Source organism: Streptomyces sp. NPDC047000 (genome assembly GCF_040644295.1).
Taxonomy (GTDB): domain Bacteria; phylum Actinomycetota; class Actinomycetes; order Streptomycetales; family Streptomycetaceae; genus Streptomyces.
On record NZ_JBEYWE010000008.1, the window covers coordinates 30,972 to 47,743 of the forward strand.

General features: G+C 73.3%; 18 protein-coding genes and 1 pseudogene. 11 read left to right on the plus strand and 8 right to left on the minus strand.

Going from position 1 to position 16,772, the window contains the following annotated elements; genetic code table 11:
* Window positions 1-23 precede the first annotated feature (23 nt).
* The gene (locus tag ABZ862_RS15190; RefSeq protein ID WP_360957459.1) at window positions 24-1,355 is read left to right on the plus strand and encodes an aminotransferase class I/II-fold pyridoxal phosphate-dependent enzyme; all 1,332 of its coding nucleotides are present in this window, start codon (window positions 24-26) and stop codon (window positions 1,353-1,355) included.
* A 13-nt stretch (window positions 1,356-1,368) separates the two neighbouring features.
* On the opposite strand, the gene ABZ862_RS15195 is transcribed toward ABZ862_RS15190, so the two are convergent.
* Window positions 1,369-2,373 (minus strand): DMT family transporter, encoded by a 1,005-nt coding sequence (locus tag ABZ862_RS15195; protein ID WP_360957462.1) that lies wholly within the window; start codon window positions 2,371-2,373, stop codon window positions 1,369-1,371.
* A 38-nt stretch (window positions 2,374-2,411) separates the two neighbouring features.
* Between ABZ862_RS15195 and ABZ862_RS15200 the strand changes: the two genes are divergently transcribed.
* Window positions 2,412-3,314, plus strand: coding sequence for a LysR family transcriptional regulator (locus tag ABZ862_RS15200; protein WP_360957465.1), 903 nt, complete (start codon window positions 2,412-2,414; stop codon window positions 3,312-3,314).
* Between the two features lie 14 nt (window positions 3,315-3,328).
* On the opposite strand, the gene ABZ862_RS15205 is transcribed toward ABZ862_RS15200, so the two are convergent.
* Entirely contained in the window at window positions 3,329-3,796 is a 468-nt protein-coding gene (locus ABZ862_RS15205; protein WP_360957467.1) for a pyridoxamine 5'-phosphate oxidase family protein, read from the minus strand.
* A 171-nt stretch (window positions 3,797-3,967) separates the two neighbouring features.
* On the opposite strand from ABZ862_RS15205, the gene ABZ862_RS15210 reads away from it, so the two are divergent.
* Complete coding sequence (locus ABZ862_RS15210; protein ID WP_360957470.1) at window positions 3,968-4,615, plus strand: cysteine hydrolase; 648 nt, start codon at window positions 3,968-3,970, stop codon at window positions 4,613-4,615.
* A gap of 12 nt (window positions 4,616-4,627) precedes the next feature.
* Here ABZ862_RS15210 and ABZ862_RS15215 read toward each other — a convergent pair whose 3' ends face one another.
* Entirely contained in the window at window positions 4,628-5,119 is a 492-nt protein-coding gene (locus tag ABZ862_RS15215) for a Rieske (2Fe-2S) protein (protein ID WP_360957473.1), read from the minus strand.
* Window positions 5,120-5,394: 275 nt separating this feature from the next.
* Here ABZ862_RS15215 and ABZ862_RS15220 point away from each other — a divergent pair, with 275 nt between their 5' ends.
* The 6 genes from ABZ862_RS15220 to ABZ862_RS15245 all read left to right on the plus strand — a co-directional run bounded on the left by ABZ862_RS15220 (window position 5,395) and on the right by ABZ862_RS15245 (window position 9,969).
* Complete coding sequence (locus ABZ862_RS15220) at window positions 5,395-6,198, plus strand: HipA family kinase (RefSeq protein WP_360957476.1); 804 nt, start codon at window positions 5,395-5,397, stop codon at window positions 6,196-6,198.
* A complete protein-coding gene (locus ABZ862_RS15225) occupies window positions 6,195-6,644 on the plus strand; it encodes a DUF3037 domain-containing protein (RefSeq protein ID WP_360957479.1) in 450 nt (149 codons plus the stop codon). Before ABZ862_RS15220 ends, ABZ862_RS15225 begins: the two co-directional genes overlap by 4 nt.
* A gap of 158 nt (window positions 6,645-6,802) precedes the next feature.
* The gene (gene fabG, locus ABZ862_RS15230) at window positions 6,803-7,564 is read left to right on the plus strand and encodes a 3-oxoacyl-ACP reductase FabG (RefSeq protein WP_360957482.1); all 762 of its coding nucleotides are present in this window, start codon (window positions 6,803-6,805) and stop codon (window positions 7,562-7,564) included.
* 34 nt (window positions 7,565-7,598) lie between these two features.
* Complete coding sequence (locus ABZ862_RS15235) at window positions 7,599-8,363, plus strand: SDR family oxidoreductase (RefSeq protein WP_360957485.1); 765 nt, start codon at window positions 7,599-7,601, stop codon at window positions 8,361-8,363.
* Window positions 8,364-8,695: 332 nt separating this feature from the next.
* A complete protein-coding gene (locus ABZ862_RS15240; protein WP_360957488.1) occupies window positions 8,696-9,379 on the plus strand; it encodes a uracil-DNA glycosylase in 684 nt (227 codons plus the stop codon).
* 104 nt (window positions 9,380-9,483) lie between these two features.
* A complete protein-coding gene (locus tag ABZ862_RS15245; protein ID WP_360957492.1) occupies window positions 9,484-9,969 on the plus strand; it encodes a hypothetical protein in 486 nt (161 codons plus the stop codon).
* A gap of 65 nt (window positions 9,970-10,034) precedes the next feature.
* On the opposite strand, the gene ABZ862_RS15250 is transcribed toward ABZ862_RS15245, so the two are convergent.
* Window positions 10,035-10,496: a hypothetical protein gene (locus tag ABZ862_RS15250; RefSeq protein ID WP_360957495.1), complete on the minus strand. Its 462-nt coding sequence runs from the start codon at window positions 10,494-10,496 to the stop codon at window positions 10,035-10,037.
* A 309-nt stretch (window positions 10,497-10,805) separates the two neighbouring features.
* Here ABZ862_RS15250 and ABZ862_RS15255 point away from each other — a divergent pair, with 309 nt between their 5' ends.
* The gene (locus ABZ862_RS15255) at window positions 10,806-11,717 is read left to right on the plus strand and encodes a Gfo/Idh/MocA family oxidoreductase (protein ID WP_360957498.1); all 912 of its coding nucleotides are present in this window, start codon (window positions 10,806-10,808) and stop codon (window positions 11,715-11,717) included.
* Here the strand turns inward: ABZ862_RS15255 and lnt are convergent.
* The 4 genes from lnt to ABZ862_RS15275 all read right to left on the minus strand — a co-directional run bounded on the left by lnt (window position 11,635) and on the right by ABZ862_RS15275 (window position 15,070).
* A complete protein-coding gene (lnt, locus tag ABZ862_RS15260) occupies window positions 11,635-13,209 on the minus strand; it encodes an apolipoprotein N-acyltransferase (protein ID WP_360957501.1) in 1,575 nt (524 codons plus the stop codon). The genes ABZ862_RS15255 and lnt overlap by 83 nt on opposite strands.
* Before the next feature lie 81 nt (window positions 13,210-13,290).
* Complete coding sequence (locus tag ABZ862_RS15265; RefSeq protein WP_360957504.1) at window positions 13,291-13,785, minus strand: nuclear transport factor 2 family protein; 495 nt, start codon at window positions 13,783-13,785, stop codon at window positions 13,291-13,293.
* Window positions 13,786-13,872: 87 nt separating this feature from the next.
* Window positions 13,873-14,052, minus strand: a complete 180-nt coding sequence (locus tag ABZ862_RS15270; RefSeq protein WP_360957507.1) for a hypothetical protein — start codon at window positions 14,050-14,052, stop codon at window positions 13,873-13,875.
* 142 nt (window positions 14,053-14,194) lie between these two features.
* Window positions 14,195-15,070 carry an undecaprenyl-diphosphate phosphatase gene (locus ABZ862_RS15275; protein WP_360957509.1) on the minus strand — a complete coding sequence of 292 codons (876 nt, stop codon included), beginning with the start codon at window positions 15,068-15,070 and terminating at the stop codon, window positions 14,195-14,197.
* A gap of 340 nt (window positions 15,071-15,410) precedes the next feature.
* Here ABZ862_RS15275 and ABZ862_RS15280 point away from each other — a divergent pair.
* Window positions 15,411-16,562 (plus strand): annotated as a pseudogene (locus ABZ862_RS15280) (Gfo/Idh/MocA family oxidoreductase); the annotation flags it as partial.
* Window positions 16,563-16,772: the final 210 nt, after the last annotated feature.

The following is a 16,772-nucleotide window of genomic DNA, read 5'->3' on the forward strand; positions in this document are numbered from 1 at the left end:
CGTACTAGTGCATAATAGGCTTTGTGCTAGGAGAGTATCGGATCGCAGGCCGCCGCGCAGCAGAGATCGCGGCCAGTGTCGAGCGCGCGGTGGGGGCCGGGGAGCTGCAGCCCGGGCAGTTGCTCCCCCCGATGCGGGAGTTGGCCGTGTGCCTGGGGGTCAACCCCAATACGGTCGCCGCCGCCTACCGCACCCTGCGGGAGCGCGGGGTCATCGAGACCGCCGGACGGCGGGGCAGCCGGGTACGGTCCAGACCGGCGACGACGGGACGCGAGCAGGCGCGCCTCGACGTACCGCCCGGGGTCCGGGACCTCTCCGACGGCAACCCCGACCCCGCCCTGCTGCCGCCCCTCGCCCCGGCGCTGGCCGCGGCGGCCGAAGAGGGTGACCTGCACAAGGTGCTCTATGGCGACGAACCCGTCGAGCCCCGGCTGGCCCGCCTCGCGCGGGCCGGTTTCGACGCCGACGGCGTGCCGGACGGGCCCCTCGCCGTGGTCTCCGGTGCGCTGGACGCCGTCGAGCGCGTCCTCGCCGCCCACCTCAGACCGGGCGACACGGTCGCCGTCGAGGACCCCGGCTGGGGCCGCACCCTCGACCTCGTACCGGCGCTCGGACTGCGCACCGCCCCCGTCGGCGTCGACGACGAGGGGCCGCTCGCCGACGACGTGCGCCGGGCCCTGACCGGCGGGGCGCGTGCCCTGATCGTCACGGACCGGGTGCAGAACCCGGTCGGCGCCTCGGTGAGCGCCACGCGCGCGCGTGCCCTGCGTGCCGTGCTCCGGGACCACCCGCAGACCGTGCTGATCGAGGACGACCACGGTCACGGGATCGTGGATCTGCCGCTGTGCCCGCTGGCGGGCGTCACCCGGCACTGGGCGTTCGTCCGCTCGGTGGCCAAGGCGTACGGCCCCGATCTCCGCCTGGCCCTGCTCACCGGCGACGCCGTCACCGTCGACCGGGTGCGTGGACGGCACCGGCTCGGGCCCGGCTGGGTGAGCCTGCTGCTGCAGCGGGCCGTCGTACGGCTGTGGGAGGACGGCGCGGTGGACGGCGCCGGTGTCGCCGCCGCCTACCGGGCACGCCGGGACCTGCTCATCGGCGCGCTGGCGGAGCGCGGCGTCGAGGCACACGGCGTCAGCGGCATGAACGTATGGGTGCCCGTCCCCGACGAGACCGGCGTCGTCGCCCGTCTGCTGCACGCCGGCTGGGCCGTCGCCCCGGGCGCCCGTTTCCGGATGAGCGCGCCGCCCGGCGTCCGGATCACCGTCTCCACCCTCGGCGCGGCGGAGGCCGGACCGCTGGCGGACGCGGTCGCCGCCGCCCTCGGCCCGGCCCCGGCACGGAGCTATGTGTGAGGCCCGGCGGGCCCTACGGCTTCTTCGTCCTCGGGCGTACCTGGGTCAGGGCCGCCCCCGCGAGGATGACCACCGCGCCGACCGGCGTCGACCACTTCAGGGACTCGCCGAGGAGCGTGACACCCGCCGCCGTGGCGATGACCGGGACGAAGTAGGTGACCATCTGCGCGGTCGTCGGGCCGACCTCGGCGACCAGTCCGTACTGGAGGAGGAAGGCCAGACCCGTGCCGAGCGCGCCCAAGGTGGCGATCGCCAGCAGGGGGAGCGGCGCGAAACGGGCCGGGGCGGTGGTGAACAGCGGTGTCACGACGGCGAGCTGGAGCGTGGCCAGGAGCAGCTGGGCACCCGTGAGGGAGACATGGGAGACGGCCGAGCCGGCCAGGGTGCGGCGGACGTAGATCCAGCCGACCGGGTAGCTGAACGAGGCCGCCAGGGCCATCGCGGTGCCCCTGGCGTCCAGGCCGCTGAAGCCCTGCCAGGCGCCCAGGACGGTCAGGACACCGAGGAAGCCCAGGCCGAGACCGGCCACCCGGACCCGGCTCGGCCGGTCCTCGGAGAGGGCGACCAGGGACAGCGCCATGCCCCACAGCGGTGAGGTGGCGTTGCAGATCCCGGCCAGGGTGGACGGGATCGTGAGTTCCGCGTAGGCGAACAGCGAGAAGGGGAGCGCGTTGAGCAGGAACCCCGCGACCGCCAGGTGCGCCCAGGTGCGGGCGCCGCGCGGCAGCCGCTCCCGTTTCACCGCCATCACGGCCGCCAGCACCGCCGTACCGAACACCAGCCGCCCGAGGGTGATCTGGAAGGGCGCGTAGCCCGTCGTGCCGACCTTGATGAGAAGGAAACTGAAACCCCAGATCAGCGACAGTGCGCCGAAACGGAGCCGCCAGTCGAGGCGGCCGCGGGCGCGGTCGGGGGCGCCGCGGCGGGAACGGGCGCGGCGTGCGGCGGGTGCGGGGGAGCTGGTGTCGGCGACGGTGGTCATGGAGGCAAGCATGCGATGCCCGACCTTGTAGCACAATCGAGAATTTCCATCTGGTATCTCGTAGCATTGCTTATATGTTGAATCTGGAACGCCTGCGCGTCCTCGACGCCCTCGCCCGGCACGGCTCGGTCAGCGGGGCCGCCGAGGGGCTGCATGTCACGACCTCGGCCGTGTCGCAGCAGCTGGCCAAACTGGAACGCGAGGCGGGGCAGCAACTGCTCGCCAAGAACGGCCGCGGGGTGCGGCTCACCGACGCGGGCCGGCTGCTCGCCGAGCACGCGGCGCGGATCCTGTCCCAGGTGGAACTCGCCCAGGCCGACCTGGAGGCACAGCACGGACAGGTCGCGGGCGAACTGCGCCTGGCGGCGTTCCCCACCGCCGCCCGCGGGCTGCTGCCCGCGGCGCTCGGCGCGCTGCGGGCCGCGCATCCGGCCCTGCGCGTGCGGTCACGGGAGCTGGAACCGGCGCTCGGCGTGGACTCGGTGGTCCGGGGCGACACCGATCTGGCCGTGGTCATGGACTGGTACAACAAGCCGCTGCCCGTGCCCGGCGGACTCGCTCACGCCGCGCTGCTCGACGACTCCGTGGACGTCGCCATGCCCGAGGGACACCCGCTCGCCGACCGGGCCGAGGTCGATCTGGAGGACTTCGCCGGCGACGAGTGGATCGCCTGGCCGGAGGGCGAGTTCTGCCACGAGTGGCTGCTCTACACCCTGCGGGCCAAAGGCATCGAGCCCCGCATCTCCCACTGCGCCGGGGAGCACCACACCCAGCTCGCCTTCGTCGCCCACGGGCTGGGCGTCTGTGTGGCACCCCGGCTGGGCCGCGAGCCGATGCCCGCCGGGGTGCGGGCCGTCCCGGTACGGCACCGGGCCCACCGGCGGGTCTACGCCGTCTGGCGCGCGGACGCCGACCGCCGCCCGTCCATCCGGGCGGCCGTCGAGGCCCTGCGCGAGGCGACGGCCGGCGTCGGCTGAGCGGGCGGACCGCCCTACGCGGCGCCCAGCTTGCGGAAGTCCCAGGAGACGGTCCTCTCCGGCTTCAGCCGCACCCACGCGTGCCTGCCGTCGTGCGGCATCTCCTCCAGACCGAAGTTCTTGCGGGCGAACAGCGTCTCCGGCGAATCGAGTTCGGCGCACAGCTCCCCGGTGCGCGGGCTCTCGCCCACGAACTCGACGCTGCCCGACAGTTCCACGCCGCGCAACCGGTCGTACTCCTCGCCCGAGTCCACGACGACCGCGACCCGCGGATCCCGGCGCAGATCCGCCCACCGCTTGCTGCGCACCACCGAGTACAGCCACAACGACGTGCCGTCCCAGGCGAACCACAGCGCGCTCACGTGCGGAGCGCCGCCCGCGGACACGGTGGCGACCCGGCAGGTGCGCTGCGTGGTGAGGAACTCGTCCAGCTCGCCGGGCGTCATCATGATCCTCCGGCCCCGGCGCTGAGTGACGGACATACGGCCCCCTTCTTCTCCCACGTCATGCCAGAGGGGGACGGGCGGTGCGGCTCTGTCCGCCGCCCGCGTGATCCTCTGACAACACGTCAGAAAAGAAGAATGGAGCGTCTTCCGTTCCCGTGCAACGGTGGTTAGTCTCACCGGCCCGCACCGTCGGCGGAAGGGGGCGTCATGGCGCCGTACGACCGGCCGGGCGAACCGCTCGACCCCGCGAGCACCGTCCTGCTCACCGTGGAGTGCCAGGAAGGAGTCGTCGGCAGGGACAGCGCACTGCCCGAACTCGCCCGTGAGGCCCGCGCGTCCGGGGCGCTCGGCAACGTGGCCAGACTGGTCGCCGCCGCGCACGAGAGCGGCGTCCAGGTGATGCACGCGATCGCCGAACGCCGCTCGGACGGCCGGGGCGCGAACCGCAACGCACGGCTGTTCCGCGCCGCCGGACAGCTGCCCGTACGGCAGCTCTCCGGAAGCGCGGCGGTGCAGGTCGCGGCGCCGATCGAGGTCACCGGCGAGGACATCGTCGTACGGCGGCTGCACGGTCTTTCGCCGCTGCACGGCACCGGCGTCGACGCACTGCTGCGCAACCTCGGCTGCCGCACCCTGATCGTCACCGGAGTGTCGGCCAACGTGGCGATTCCCAACGCCGTGTTCGACGCGGTGAACCTCGGCTACACCGCCGTGGTCCCCCGGGACGCCGTCGCGGGGGTGCCCGCGGAGTACACCCATGCGATGATCCGCCACACCCTCGCGCTGGTCGCCACCATGACGACCACCGACGAGGTGCTCTCCTGCCTCAGGAGCAGGCCCGCGCGATCCTCCTGACGACGTGTCCGGTCACGCCAGGGTGATCGAGTCCCCGCTCACCGTGATCTTCTCCTCGGGCAGCCCCTGGGTCGCCGGGCCCTTCTTCACACTGCCGTCGGTCACCGAGAACTGGCTGTTGTGGCACGGGCAGACGATCACCCCGTCGGCGATGCTGCTCACCGCGCAGCCCTGGTGGGTGCACGTGGCCGAGAAGGCCTTGTAGGTGCCCGCCGTCGGCTGGGTGACCACCACCCCCTGGTCCTTGAAGATCTTGCCGCCGCCCTCGGGGATGTCGGCGGTCTTCGCCAGGGCGCTGCCGCCCCCGGCCGCGGCGCTGCTCGTACCGGCCCCGCCCTGGGCGTCCGAGGTGCCTCCGCCCTGGGCGTCCGAGCTGCCGGAGCCCGAGCTGTCGTCGCCGGAGGAGCACGCGGTCAGCGCGACGGCGATTCCCGCCGCACCGACCGCCGCCACGACGGTGCGACGGGCAGGTGCTGCCGCGGGACTGAGCGATTCGCTGGTCATGCCGACGTTCCCTTCGAATGAGCATGGCTCGTGGATCTGTCAGGAGGTACGGCCGGCGGACCGGAGATGTTCACCGGCCGTGTCGCGGTCCGGACCATGCCGAGAGCTTGACGTGCTTTTGATCAGGCAGGCGTAAAGCCACGCTGTCGATTCCCTGTCGCGTCCCGTCCCGCCCCGCACCGCCCTTCCTCGCACCGCCGTCCGCCGCCTGCCGCCTGTCGTCCGCCCGTCCCGGCCGGTGCCGTCGCCCGCGGCCGTCCCAGTAACCTGGCCCGATGCTCAAGGAAGTCACCGCGACCCGCTACATCACGCCCCTGCGCGAGGGCGGATCGCTGCCGGGGCTCGTCGAGGCCGACGACCTCGGCACCTACGTCCTGAAGTTCACCGGCGCAGGACAGGGCCGCAAGACGCTGGTCGCCGAGGTGCTCTGCGGCGAACTGGCCCGGCGGCTCGGGTTCCGCGTGCCCCGGCTGGTGACCGTGGACCTCGATCCGGTCCTCGGCCTCGGCGAGCCCGACCCGGAGGTGCAGGAGCTGCTGCGCTCCAGCGGAGGTGCCAACCTCGGAATGGACTTCCTCTCCGGCGCCCTCGGCTTCGACCCCCTGGCCTTCCCGGTCAGCCGGGCGGAGGCCGGGCGGATCGTCTGGTTCGACGCGCTGATCAACAACGTCGACCGGTCCTGGCGCAACCCCAACCTGCTGGTCCGGCGCGGTGACCTGTGGCTCATCGACCACGGCGCCACCATGATCTGGCACCACAACTGGCCCGGCGCCGAAACCTCCGCGGCCCGCCCCTACGACGCCTCGGACCACGCCCTCGCCCGCTTCGCCCCGGACGTCGCCTCGGCCGCCGCGGACCTCGCGCCCCGCGTCACCGCGGATCTCCTCGCGGAGGTCACCGCCGAGATCCCCGACGCCTGGCTGCGCGGCGAGCCCGGCTTCGGTACCCCGGACGAGCTCCGCCAGGCGTACGCCCGCCCCCTTCTCAGCCGCGCGGCCACCGTTCACGAACGCATCACCGGCACGGAGCCCGCCGCCCGGCGGCCGGCCGCCCGAACCACCCCCGAGGGGAAGAAGTGAGCGAGCGCCACCTCCACATCGCCGGACATGTGGCCGAGCGCCACATCACCCGGGCAGGTCAGGGCGGCGACCGGGACGTGTTCGAGTACGCCCTGCTGCGTGTCGTGCCGCGGGTGGAGCGCGGGGAGCGCATCAACGCCGGGGTGCTGGTCTACTGCCGCGCCCGCTCCTACCTCGGCGCCCGCACCCATCTCGACGCGACCAGACTGCTGGCCCTCGACCCGGACGCGGACACCGCGGGCATCCGGGCCGCCCTGACCGCCGTGGAGAACATCTGCGCGGGCGGCGACGCGGCAGGCCAGGCCCGGCACGACGACGCCGGCCGGCGGTTCCGCTGGCTGGTCGCACCCCGCTCCACCGTCGTGCAGCCGGGCCCCGTGCACACCGGTCTCACCACCGACCCGGCCGCCGAGACGGAACGGCTCCTCGCGCTCCTCGTCAGGTAATGGATCACACCCGTCCGGCACCCCGTTGACACCGGGTGCCGGTACTTCTAGCGTCTCGGGTGCCGAAGGTACTAAGCGGTCGCTCACCGAGGGCGTACCGTGGGAGCCGCAGAACAGCTCTGCCGATCAGGCTTTCTCGAGGGCGAGGAGAACCAGCGATGACCACCACTGAGCAGCGGGTCGCCGTAGTCACCGGCGCAGCGCGCGGTATCGGTGCCGCCACCGCCGTACGGCTGGCCGCCGAGGGCAGGGCGGTCGCGGTGATCGACCTCGACGAGGCCGCCTGCAAGGACACCGTGGAGAAGATCACCGCGGCCGGCGGCCGGGCCCTCGCGGTGGGCGCCGACGTCTCCGACGAGGCCCAGGTGGCGGCGGCGATCGCCCGTGTCGCCGAGGAGCTCGGGGCGCCGACGATCCTCGTCAACAACGCGGGCGTGCTGCGCGACAACCTGCTGTTCAAGATGAGCGTCGCGGACTGGGACACGGTCCTGAACGTGCATCTGCGCGGCTCGTTCCTGATGACCAAGGCCGTCCAGAAGCACATGGTCGACGCGGGCTTCGGCCGGATCGTCAACCTCTCCTCGTCCTCCGCGCTCGGCAACCGCGGCCAGGCCAACTACTCGGCCGCCAAGGCCGGTCTGCAGGGCTTCACCAAGACCCTCGCCATCGAGCTCGGCAAGTTCGGCATCACCGCCAACGCCGTCGCCCCCGGCTTCATCGCCACCGACATGACCGCCGCCACCGCCGCCCGCGTCGGCATGGGCTTCGAGGAGTTCAAGACCGCGGCGGCCGGCCAGATCCCGGTGCAACGCGTCGGTGAGCCCGACGACATCGCCAACGCGATCGCCTTCTTCACCGGCGAGGCCGCCGGTTTCGTCTCCGGCCAGGTCCTGTACGTCGCCGGCGGACCGCTCAGCTGAGAGCGCCGACACACCGATCAAAGGGAACCGGAACATGACTTCGCAGCTCCCCGAGCCCTCCGGCAAGGTCGCCCTGGTCACCGGCGCCAGCCGGGGTATCGGCTACGGCGTCGCCGAGGCACTCGTCGCCCGGGGCGACCGGGTGTGCATCACCGGGCGCACCGAGGAGGCCCTCAAGGAGGCCGTCGGGAGACTCGGCCCCGAGCGGGTCATCGGCGTCGCCGGAAAGGCGCACGACCTCGAGCACCAGGCCGAAGCCGTCGGGCGCACCATGGAGGCGTTCGGCCGTGTCGACTTCCTGGTCAACAACGCCGGTACCAACCCGGTGTTCGGGCCGATCGCCGACCTGGACCTGAACGTCGCGCGCAAGGTCTTCGAGACCAACGTCATCTCCGCGCTCGGCTTCGCCCAGAAGACCTGGCACGCGTGGCAGAAGGACAACGGCGGCGCCATCGTCAACATCGCCTCCCTCGCCGGACTCGCGCCCTCGCCCTTCATCGGCGCCTACGGTGTCAGCAAGGCCGCGATGATCAACCTGACCCAGCAGCTGGCGCACGAGTTCGCACCCCTGGTGCGGGTCAACGCCATCGCCCCCGCCGTCGTCAAGACGAAGTTCGCCCAGGCGCTGTACGAGGGGCGGGAGGAGGAGGTCGTCGCCTCCTACCCGCTGGGGCGGCTCGGCGTGCCCTCCGACATCGGCGGCGCCGCCGCGTTCCTCACCTCGGCGCAGTCCGACTGGATCACCGGGCAGACGCTCGTGGTCGACGGCGGCATCCTGCTGAACGCCGGCGTCGGCTGACCGTCCGGCCCCGGCCCCTTCCCTGCCCCGGCCCTTGCCCCGCCCGGTCAGGGGGCAGAGGCAGGCGGGGGCCGCGCAGGCCCCGGCCCCGTGACCACCGGCTCCACCAGGGCGCCGTTCCCGCACCGGGAGCGGCGCCCTCGCCGTGGTCGTACGGGAGGGCCGGCGAGAAGCGCGGGCGGGACGACCGCGGTGCGGCGCGGAGTTTCACCCGTCCGGGGGCCGGTTGTCAGTGGGCGCCTGTAGGTTCTGAATCCGGGGGAACCTCCGAACGGACCCCCGACCGGACCTGCGCCGGATCTCGAAGTGACCGTACATCTAAGGACGTTGACGTGACCGACATCGCCATGCTGCCCGAGTCCTGGCGCCCGGTGCTGGGCGACGAACTGCAGCAGCCCTACTTCAAGGAGCTCACCGAGTTCGTCGAGGAGGAGCGGGCGAACGGCCCCGTCTACCCGCCGCGCGAGGAGGTCTTCGCCGCGCTGGCCGCGACCCCGTACGACAAGGTGAAGGTCCTCGTCCTCGGCCAGGACCCCTACCACGGCGAGGGCCAGGGCCACGGCCTGTGCTTCTCCGTCCGTCCCGGCGTCAAGGTCCCGCCGTCCCTGCGCAACATCTACAAGGAGATGAAGGAGGAACTCGGCACGCCGATCCCGGACAACGGCTATCTCATGCCGTGGGCCGAGCAGGGCGTCCTGCTGCTCAACGCGGTCCTCACGGTCCGCTCCGGCGAGGCCAACTCGCACAAGGGCCGCGGCTGGGAGAAGTTCACCGACGCGGTCATCCGCGCGGTCGCCGGCCGGCCCGACCCGGCGGTCTTCGTGCTGTGGGGCAACTACGCCCAGAAGAAGCTCCCGCTGATCGACGAGACCCGGCACGTCGTGGTGAAGGGCGCACACCCCTCGCCGCTGTCGGCCAAGAAGTTCTTCGGCTCCCGCCCCTTCACCCAGATCAACGAGGCGGTGGCGAAGCAGGGCCACGAGCCGATCGACTGGACCATCCCCGACCTGGGCTGACCCCGGTCTCCCCGGCCCCGTGACGCACGGGGCCGCCTGACCGGGATCGGGCCCGCCTGCGGTTAGCGTCGGGGGAGGAGCCGGACCAGGGTGCGGAGGACGCGGTGGCGGAGTGGCAGGGGCAGCCGGCGCCGGACGCCGTGCTCACCAGGATCGGGCAGGTCGTCATGCTGCACCACGCCGGGGACCGGGAGGAGGCACGGGACCGGCTGCTGGTCCTGTGGGGCGAACTCGGCGAGCACGGGGACGCCCTGCACCGCTGCACCCTGGCCCACTACCTGGCCGACACCCACGACGACCCGGCCGACGAACTGGCCTGGGACCTGAGGGCGCTGTCGGCGGCGGAGGAACTCACCGTGACCTCCGCCGCCGACCTCCCGGCCCGGATCGCCGCACATGCCCTCACCCCCTCCCTCCACCTCAACCTCGCGGCGGACTACGCCAAGCTGGGCCGCCCGGAGGCCGCGCGCAGCCATCTGAGCCGTGCCCGCCGCGCCGCCGGCTCCCTCGCCCATGACGGCTACGGCTACGGTGACGGCGTCCGCGCGGAGATCAGACGGCTGGAGACGACGCTGGGGGAGAGGCCGTAGCGGTACCGGGCCGGTACCGGTCCCCGGCAGCACCGGCGCGCACCGGGGCCGTGACCCCGGTGCGCTCACCGCCGGTACGCCTGCGCGCAGACCCTCGCCTCGGGGCTGTCCGGGCGCCAGCCACCGTACGTGCGGCCCAGCGCGCACACATCGGTGCCCCTGCGCACCGCTCGGGACAGACCGGAGGCGTCGGGCACGGCGGGGACGCCCGCCCGGGGCGGCGCGGGACGCGGTCGCGGGGCCGGGCGCGCCGGGCGATCCGGCGGACGGCGGACGGGCGCGGGGCCCCCGGCCGGTTCCCGCTCGCCGGGGCCGGGTCTCCGGGACGGCCCGGTCGTCTCCAGGGCCTCCCGGGCGGGGGCCTGCACGACCCGTGGCCGGGCAGAGCCGTCCGGCCGCTGCGCCGAGGGCCGGGAGGGGGCCGTCGGCGGTCCGGGCGCGGCCGGACGCTGGACCGTCGTACAGCCGGACAGGGCCGATACGGCCATGGTGACCAGGAGCGCCGCGGTGGTCGTCGTTCGATGCACCCGCACCAGTCTGCTGGCGGGCGCCCCGGAACGGAACGCCCGACCGGCCCGGCGTACTCCGAACCGGGGAGGTCCGGCCCTGTCCGGGGGGTGACACGGCGCCGGGTTGACGCCCGGCAGGCCGGACGTCCTCCTCCGCCGTGCGGGCGGGGACCCGGCGCGGGCCGCACCGCCCGCCGCCGCGGGGGTCCCGCCGCAGCCGGCCGCCGTGCCGGAACGGCCGCCCGCCGTCCCGGCAGCCGCCGGGGGCCGGTCCCCGCCGCCGTATGCTTCCGGAAGGCAACGGCAGGCAACTTGCGAGGAGCGCCCGTGAAGGTCGGCTGCATCGGACTCGGCGACATCGCGCAGAAGGCATATCTGCCGGTCCTGGCGGTCCAGCCCGGCATCGAACTGCATCTGCACACCCGCACCCCGGCCACCCTGGAACGCGTCGCCGACAGCCTGCATCTCCCGCCCCGGCAGCGCCACACCGCCCTCGACGACCTGATCGCCCAGGGCCTCGGCGCCGCCTTCGTGCACGCCCCCACCCCCGCGCACCCCGAGATCGTCGCCAGGCTGCTGTCGGCGGGTGTCCCCACCTACGTCGACAAACCGCTCGCCTACCGGCTCGAGGACTCCGAACGGCTCGTCGCGCTCGCCGAGCGGCACGACGTGTCCCTGGCGGTCGGCTTCAACCGGCGCCACGCCCCGGGGTACGCGCAGTGCGCCGACCATCCGCGCGAGCTGATCCTCATGCAGAAGAACCGCATCGGGCTGCCCGAGGAGCCCCGCAGGATGATCCTCGACGACTTCATCCACGTGGTGGACACCCTGCGGTTCCTGGCGCCGGGTCCGGTCGACGACGTCACCGTGCGCGCCCGTGCGCAGGGTGGACTGCTGCACCATGTCGTCCTCCAGCTCGCCGGCGACGGCTTCACCGCGCTCGGTGTGATGAACCGGCTCAACGGCTCGACCGAGGAGATCCTCGAGGTCTCCGGGCAGGACACCAAACGCCAGGTCGTCAACCTCGCCGAGGTGATCGACCACAAGGGCCAGCCCACCGTGCGACGGCGCGGCGACTGGGTGCCGGTGGCCCGGCAGCGCGGCATCGAGCAGGCGGCGCTCGCCTTCCTCGACGCCGTACGGGCGCGGAAGGTGCTCAGCGCCCGGGACGCGCTGGCGACCCATGAACTGTGCGAGCGGGTGGTACGCGCGGTCCAGGAGCACCCGGGCGCGGCCTGAGCTTGCGGAGTCCCTCCACCGCGCCCAGCACACCCAGCACCAGCAGCGCTCCGTACACCGGCCAGTCGCCGTAGCGGACGTACGGGGTGACGCCGTGCGCCAGGGGCACCTCGTACACCCGGGCCGTGCTCGCGCCGGTGCCGAGCCAGGGACCGATCCGCTCACCGCCGGGGCCGTAGACGGCGGAGACGCCGGTCAGCGTGGCGTGCACCATGGGGCGGCCGGTCTCCGCGGCCCGCAGCGCGCCCAGCGAGGCGTGCTGCTCCGGGGCCCAGCTGTGCTGGAAGGTCGAGGTGGACGACTGGCCGAGCAGCACGTCGGCGCCGTCCTGCGCGAGATGGCTGCTCATGTCGGGGAACGCGGTCTCGAAGCAGATCATCGGGCCGACCCGCAGCCCGTGCCCGACGTCCATCACCACCTGCCTGCCGCCGCGCTGCCGGTCCTCGCCGGCCGCCTTGCCGACCGAGGTCGCCCAGCCGAGCAGGGAGCGCGCCGGGACGTACTCGCCGAAGGGGACGAGCCGCATCTTGTCGTACTGGTCGCCGGTCGGGCCGCCCGGGCCGATCAGTATGGCGCTCTTGTAGATGCCGGGCCGGTCCGAGCGGCGGGCGTCCACGTTCACCAGGATGTCGGCCTGCGTGGCCCGGGACAGGGCGGCGACCCGCCGGGCCAGGTCCGGCCGCTGTGCCAGGTCGAAGCCGACACTGCTCTCGCCCCAGACGATCAGGTCCACGTGCTGTCCGGCGAGCTGCCGGGTGAGCCGCTCCTCGCGGTCGAAGCGCCGGTCGCCGCTGTCGGCGCCGCTGACCACGCCGGGCTGTACGACGGCGATCCGTACCGTGCCGTCCACGGCGGGCCTCGGCGCCCACACCCAGGCAGCCGAGGCCACGGCGCCGATGACGAGCAGCGAGGCCAGTGCGGGCACCCGTGCCGCGCGCACCGATATCAGCAGGGCGACGGCCACATTGACGGCCACCACCAGCAGACTCAGCAGCCACACCCCGCCGAGCGACGCGAGCCGCAGCGCCGGTGCCACCTGCCACTGGCTGGCACCGAGCATGCCCCACGGGCCGCCGAGGCCCTGCCAGGACCGCACCAGTTCGACGGCGAGCCAGCCCGACGGCAGTACCAGGAACGCGGCCGCGGCCCGCCCCCGGGACGGCACCCCGGCCAGCAGCCGCCGCACCGCCCAGCCCCAGGGCGCCCACAGCGCGCCGAGGAGTCCGGCGATCAGGAAGATGAACACGTGCAGGCTCGGCAGCAGCCAGTGGTGCACGGCGACCATGAAACCGAGCCCGCCGCACCAGCCGTCCCAGGCCGCCCGCCTCCCGGTCGGCGCGGAGCGCGCCAGCAGCAGCCACGGGACCAGGGCGATGTAGGCGAACCACCACAGGGACGGCGCGGGGAAGGCGAGCATGGGCAGGGCACCGGCGAGCGCGGCCGTCACGCTGCGACGCCAGGGGGAGGTGAGCCAGCGGTCCAAGGTCTTCATACAACGGCTCCCTACCCAGCGGGTGGCTCCAGTGTGCGCGCCCGGAGCGGATCGCCGACAGGGGGCCACCGGCCCCGACGATCACCCGAGACGGTCGTCCTGCCCACCGGGCAGCCGCCGCCACTTCTCCTGAACGACGACCTCCGTCAGCCGCCAGCCCTCCGCGGTCCGTACCAGCCCGAAGGAGTAGCGCCCGCCGCAGACGAAGTCGGGGGCGGTGGAGGCGCCGGGCTCCCGCGGGCCGCCGGCGGTGAAGCGCATGGGGTTCAGGTAGTCGGCCCGGACGTGTGCCGTGTCACCGGTGTCCTGCGCCAGCGGACCGAACCGCAGCCGCCGGTTGACGATCAGATGCTGCCGCACCGGGAAGATCCGCAGGCTCTCCGCGAGCCAGTCGGCGACCCGTTCGGCGGGCCCCTGCACGCCGCCCGCCGAACGGTAGTCGGCCCGGCCGTCCGGGGCGAACAGCGTGCGGTACGCCGTCCAGTCGCCGTCGTCCACCGCCGCCGCGTACTCCGTGATCAGGCCGTCCACGGCCAGCCGGTCGAGTACCGTGGCGAGCTCCGCACGCTGTGTCATCGGGTCAGTGTTGGGTACGGGGCGCGCGGAGCCAAGAGGCGTGCGCCGGCAATCGGGGGAACGCCGCGGTCGGCAGCACGTGGGGCGTCAGGCCGCCTCGATGATCTCGCCGCGGATGGCCGCGGCCCACCTCACGACCAGCAGCTCGTACTCGGCACGCTCCTGCGTCGTGAGGGAACCGCCCGCGCGCAGCCACAGGGCGCGGATCCGCTCGTTCAGCTCGGCAGCGGAGCGCACGGAACCAGGGGCCATGGAATCGGGGGACATGCCGACAAGCGTAGGCGAGGGCACTGACACTGCGCTACCGGGCAGCTACGCAACCCGTATGGAGTTGGTCACGGGTTCCGCCGGGCGAGAGCAACTGTGCTGTCCGGAAGCCGACTTGGGTGCTCCGGGTGCCGGTGCCCGGTCAGCCCGCGGACTCGGCGGCATGCGGGCTGAGCACGCCCGCCGCGACCAGCGCGATGATCACGATGCCCAGCGCGACGCGGTACCAGACGAACGGCATGAAGCTCTTGCTGGAGATCCACTTCATGAACCAGGTGATGACCGCGTACCCCGACACGAACGCGATCACCGTCGCGAACAGCGTCGGCCCCCAGTCCACGTGGTCGCGCTCCAGCGCGTCCTTGACCTCGAACACCCCGGACCCCAGCACCGCCGGGATGGCCAGGAGGAAGGAGTAGCGGGCCGCGGCCTCGCGCCGGTACCCCATGAACAGGCCGCCGCTGATGGTGGCGCCGGAGCGGGAGACGCCGGGGACGAGGGCGCACGCCTGGCACAGACCGAAGATCAGGCCGTCCCTGACGCTCAGGTCCTCGAGCGACTTGCGCTGCTTCGGGGTCCGGTGCCGGCCGCCCTTCTCGTCGCGTGCCGCCAGCCGGTCGGCGACACCGATGATCACGCCGATCACGATGAGCATGGTCGCGGTGACCCGCAGATCGCGGAACGGTCCCTCGATCTGGTCCTTGAGGGTCACGCCCAGCAGGCCGATGGGCAGGGAGCCCGCGATCACGAGCCAGCCCATCCGGGCGTCGTGGTCGCCCCTCATCCCCTTGTCCGCCAGGGAGCGGGCCCAGGCGGACACGATCCGGACGATGTCCTTGCGGAAGTAGATCAGCACGGCTGTCTCGGTGCCGATCTGGGTGATCGCCGTGAAGGCGGCGCCCGGGTCGTGCCAGCCGGAGAACGCCGCGGTCAGCCGCAGATGGGCGCTGGAGGAGACGGGCAGGAACTCGGTCAGCCCCTGGACCAGCCCGAGGATGAGGGATTCGAACCAAGACATGGAGTGGCGGCGTCCAAGCGCAGATCGGGGGATGGGCGGAGGAAGACGGGAAGGGTAGGGGAGGGCATGACGGACCGGGCGCAGCGTGCCGCGTCCGTGGCGATCATGTGTGCGAGGCGTCAGCCTAGCGCTTTGCCGTGCACTGAGGATCGCGGGGGTTTCTTGGGAGCTTTTTGACCCTCTCTTGAACGTTCGGACCGTGCGGGCCGTCCGGCTCTGGCCGGTCCGATGCGGGGGTGGTTGGGTGTTGACCGTCCGCCGTACCGCCTCGTACGTTGCGGCACAGGAGAAAGCGCTTGCTGTCCTTGCTTGCTTTGCTCTCTTGGGGGTTGATCACTTCATGCCGCCGTCCGCCGTCCCGCCGGAGAACTCCCGGCCCCCGTCCTCTCCGCTCGCCGGCCGCCGGGTCCGGGTCGCCGTCGTCGGCACGGGAGCCATCGCACGCGGCTCGCATCTGCCGGCGTTCGCGCGGCTCGCCGAGGAGGGCGAGACCGAGGTGGTCGCGGCCGTCGACGTGGACGCCGGCTCCGTCGAGGCGTTCTGCGCGGCGGGTGGCGTACCGCACGCCTACACCGACCTGGACCTGATGCTCCGTGAGCAGCGGCCCGACCTGGTCACCGTCTGCACCCCGCCCACCCTGCACCGGGCGCAGACCGTCGCCGCGCTGCGCGCCGGGGCGTGGGTGTGGTGCGAGAAACCACCGGTGCCCTCGCTCGCCGACTACGCCGCCGTGGAGGCGGCCGAGGGCCCGGACGGCGGACCCTACGCCTCGATCGTCTTCCAGCACCGCTTCGGCTCGGGCGCGCGGCACGTCCGGCGGCTGCTCGCCGAGCGGGCCATGGGGCGACCGCTGGTCGCCCACTGCCAGACCACCTGGTACCGGGACAGCGCCTACTACGCCGTGCCCTGGCGGGGCCGCTGGCGCACCGAGGGCGGCGGGCCCGCCATGGGCCACGGCATCCACCAGATGGACCTGCTGCTGGACCTGCTGGGCCCGTGGAGCGAGGTGCGGGCCATGGCGGGGCGGCTGGTCCACGACCTGGAGACCGAGGACGTCTCCACGGCCCTGGTCCGCTTCGAGGGCGGCGCGCTCGCGACGGTGGTCAACAGCGTCCTCAGCCCCGACGAGGTCAGCCGCATCCGTATCGACTGCGAGCATGCCACCGTGGAGCTCACGCACCTCTACGGCCACGCCAACGCCGACTGGCGCATCACCCCGGCGCCCGACGTGTCCGGCGAACTGGCCGCCGACTGGCTGCGTTTCGGGCCGGACGTGCCCAGCTCCCACCTGGCACAGCTGCGCGAGCTGGTGGCGAGCATGCGCGCGGGGCGCCGCCCCCGTGCCAGCGGCGCCGACGGGCGGACCAGCCTGGAACTGGTCAGCGCGCTCTACAAGTCGGCGTTCACGGACACCACGGTGCGGGCCGGGGAGATCGGCCCCGGGGACCCGTACTACACGGCGCTGCACGGCGGGGCACCCGGCTGGGCACCGGCCGAGGGCGGGCGGGACCGGGGGGCCCCGGCAGGGGCGACGGGGCTCGTCGCCGCGGAAGGGACCACCGCGGACGCCGGGGGGAAAACCGTCGACGCCGGGCCGGACGCCGTGGCCACCGAGCGGACCGGCCCGGCGGGCGGGGCGGCTGGCCCGGCGGACGGGCAGGCCGCCGCCGGGACCGGGCAGAGCACCGTGGGCGGGGAGCGG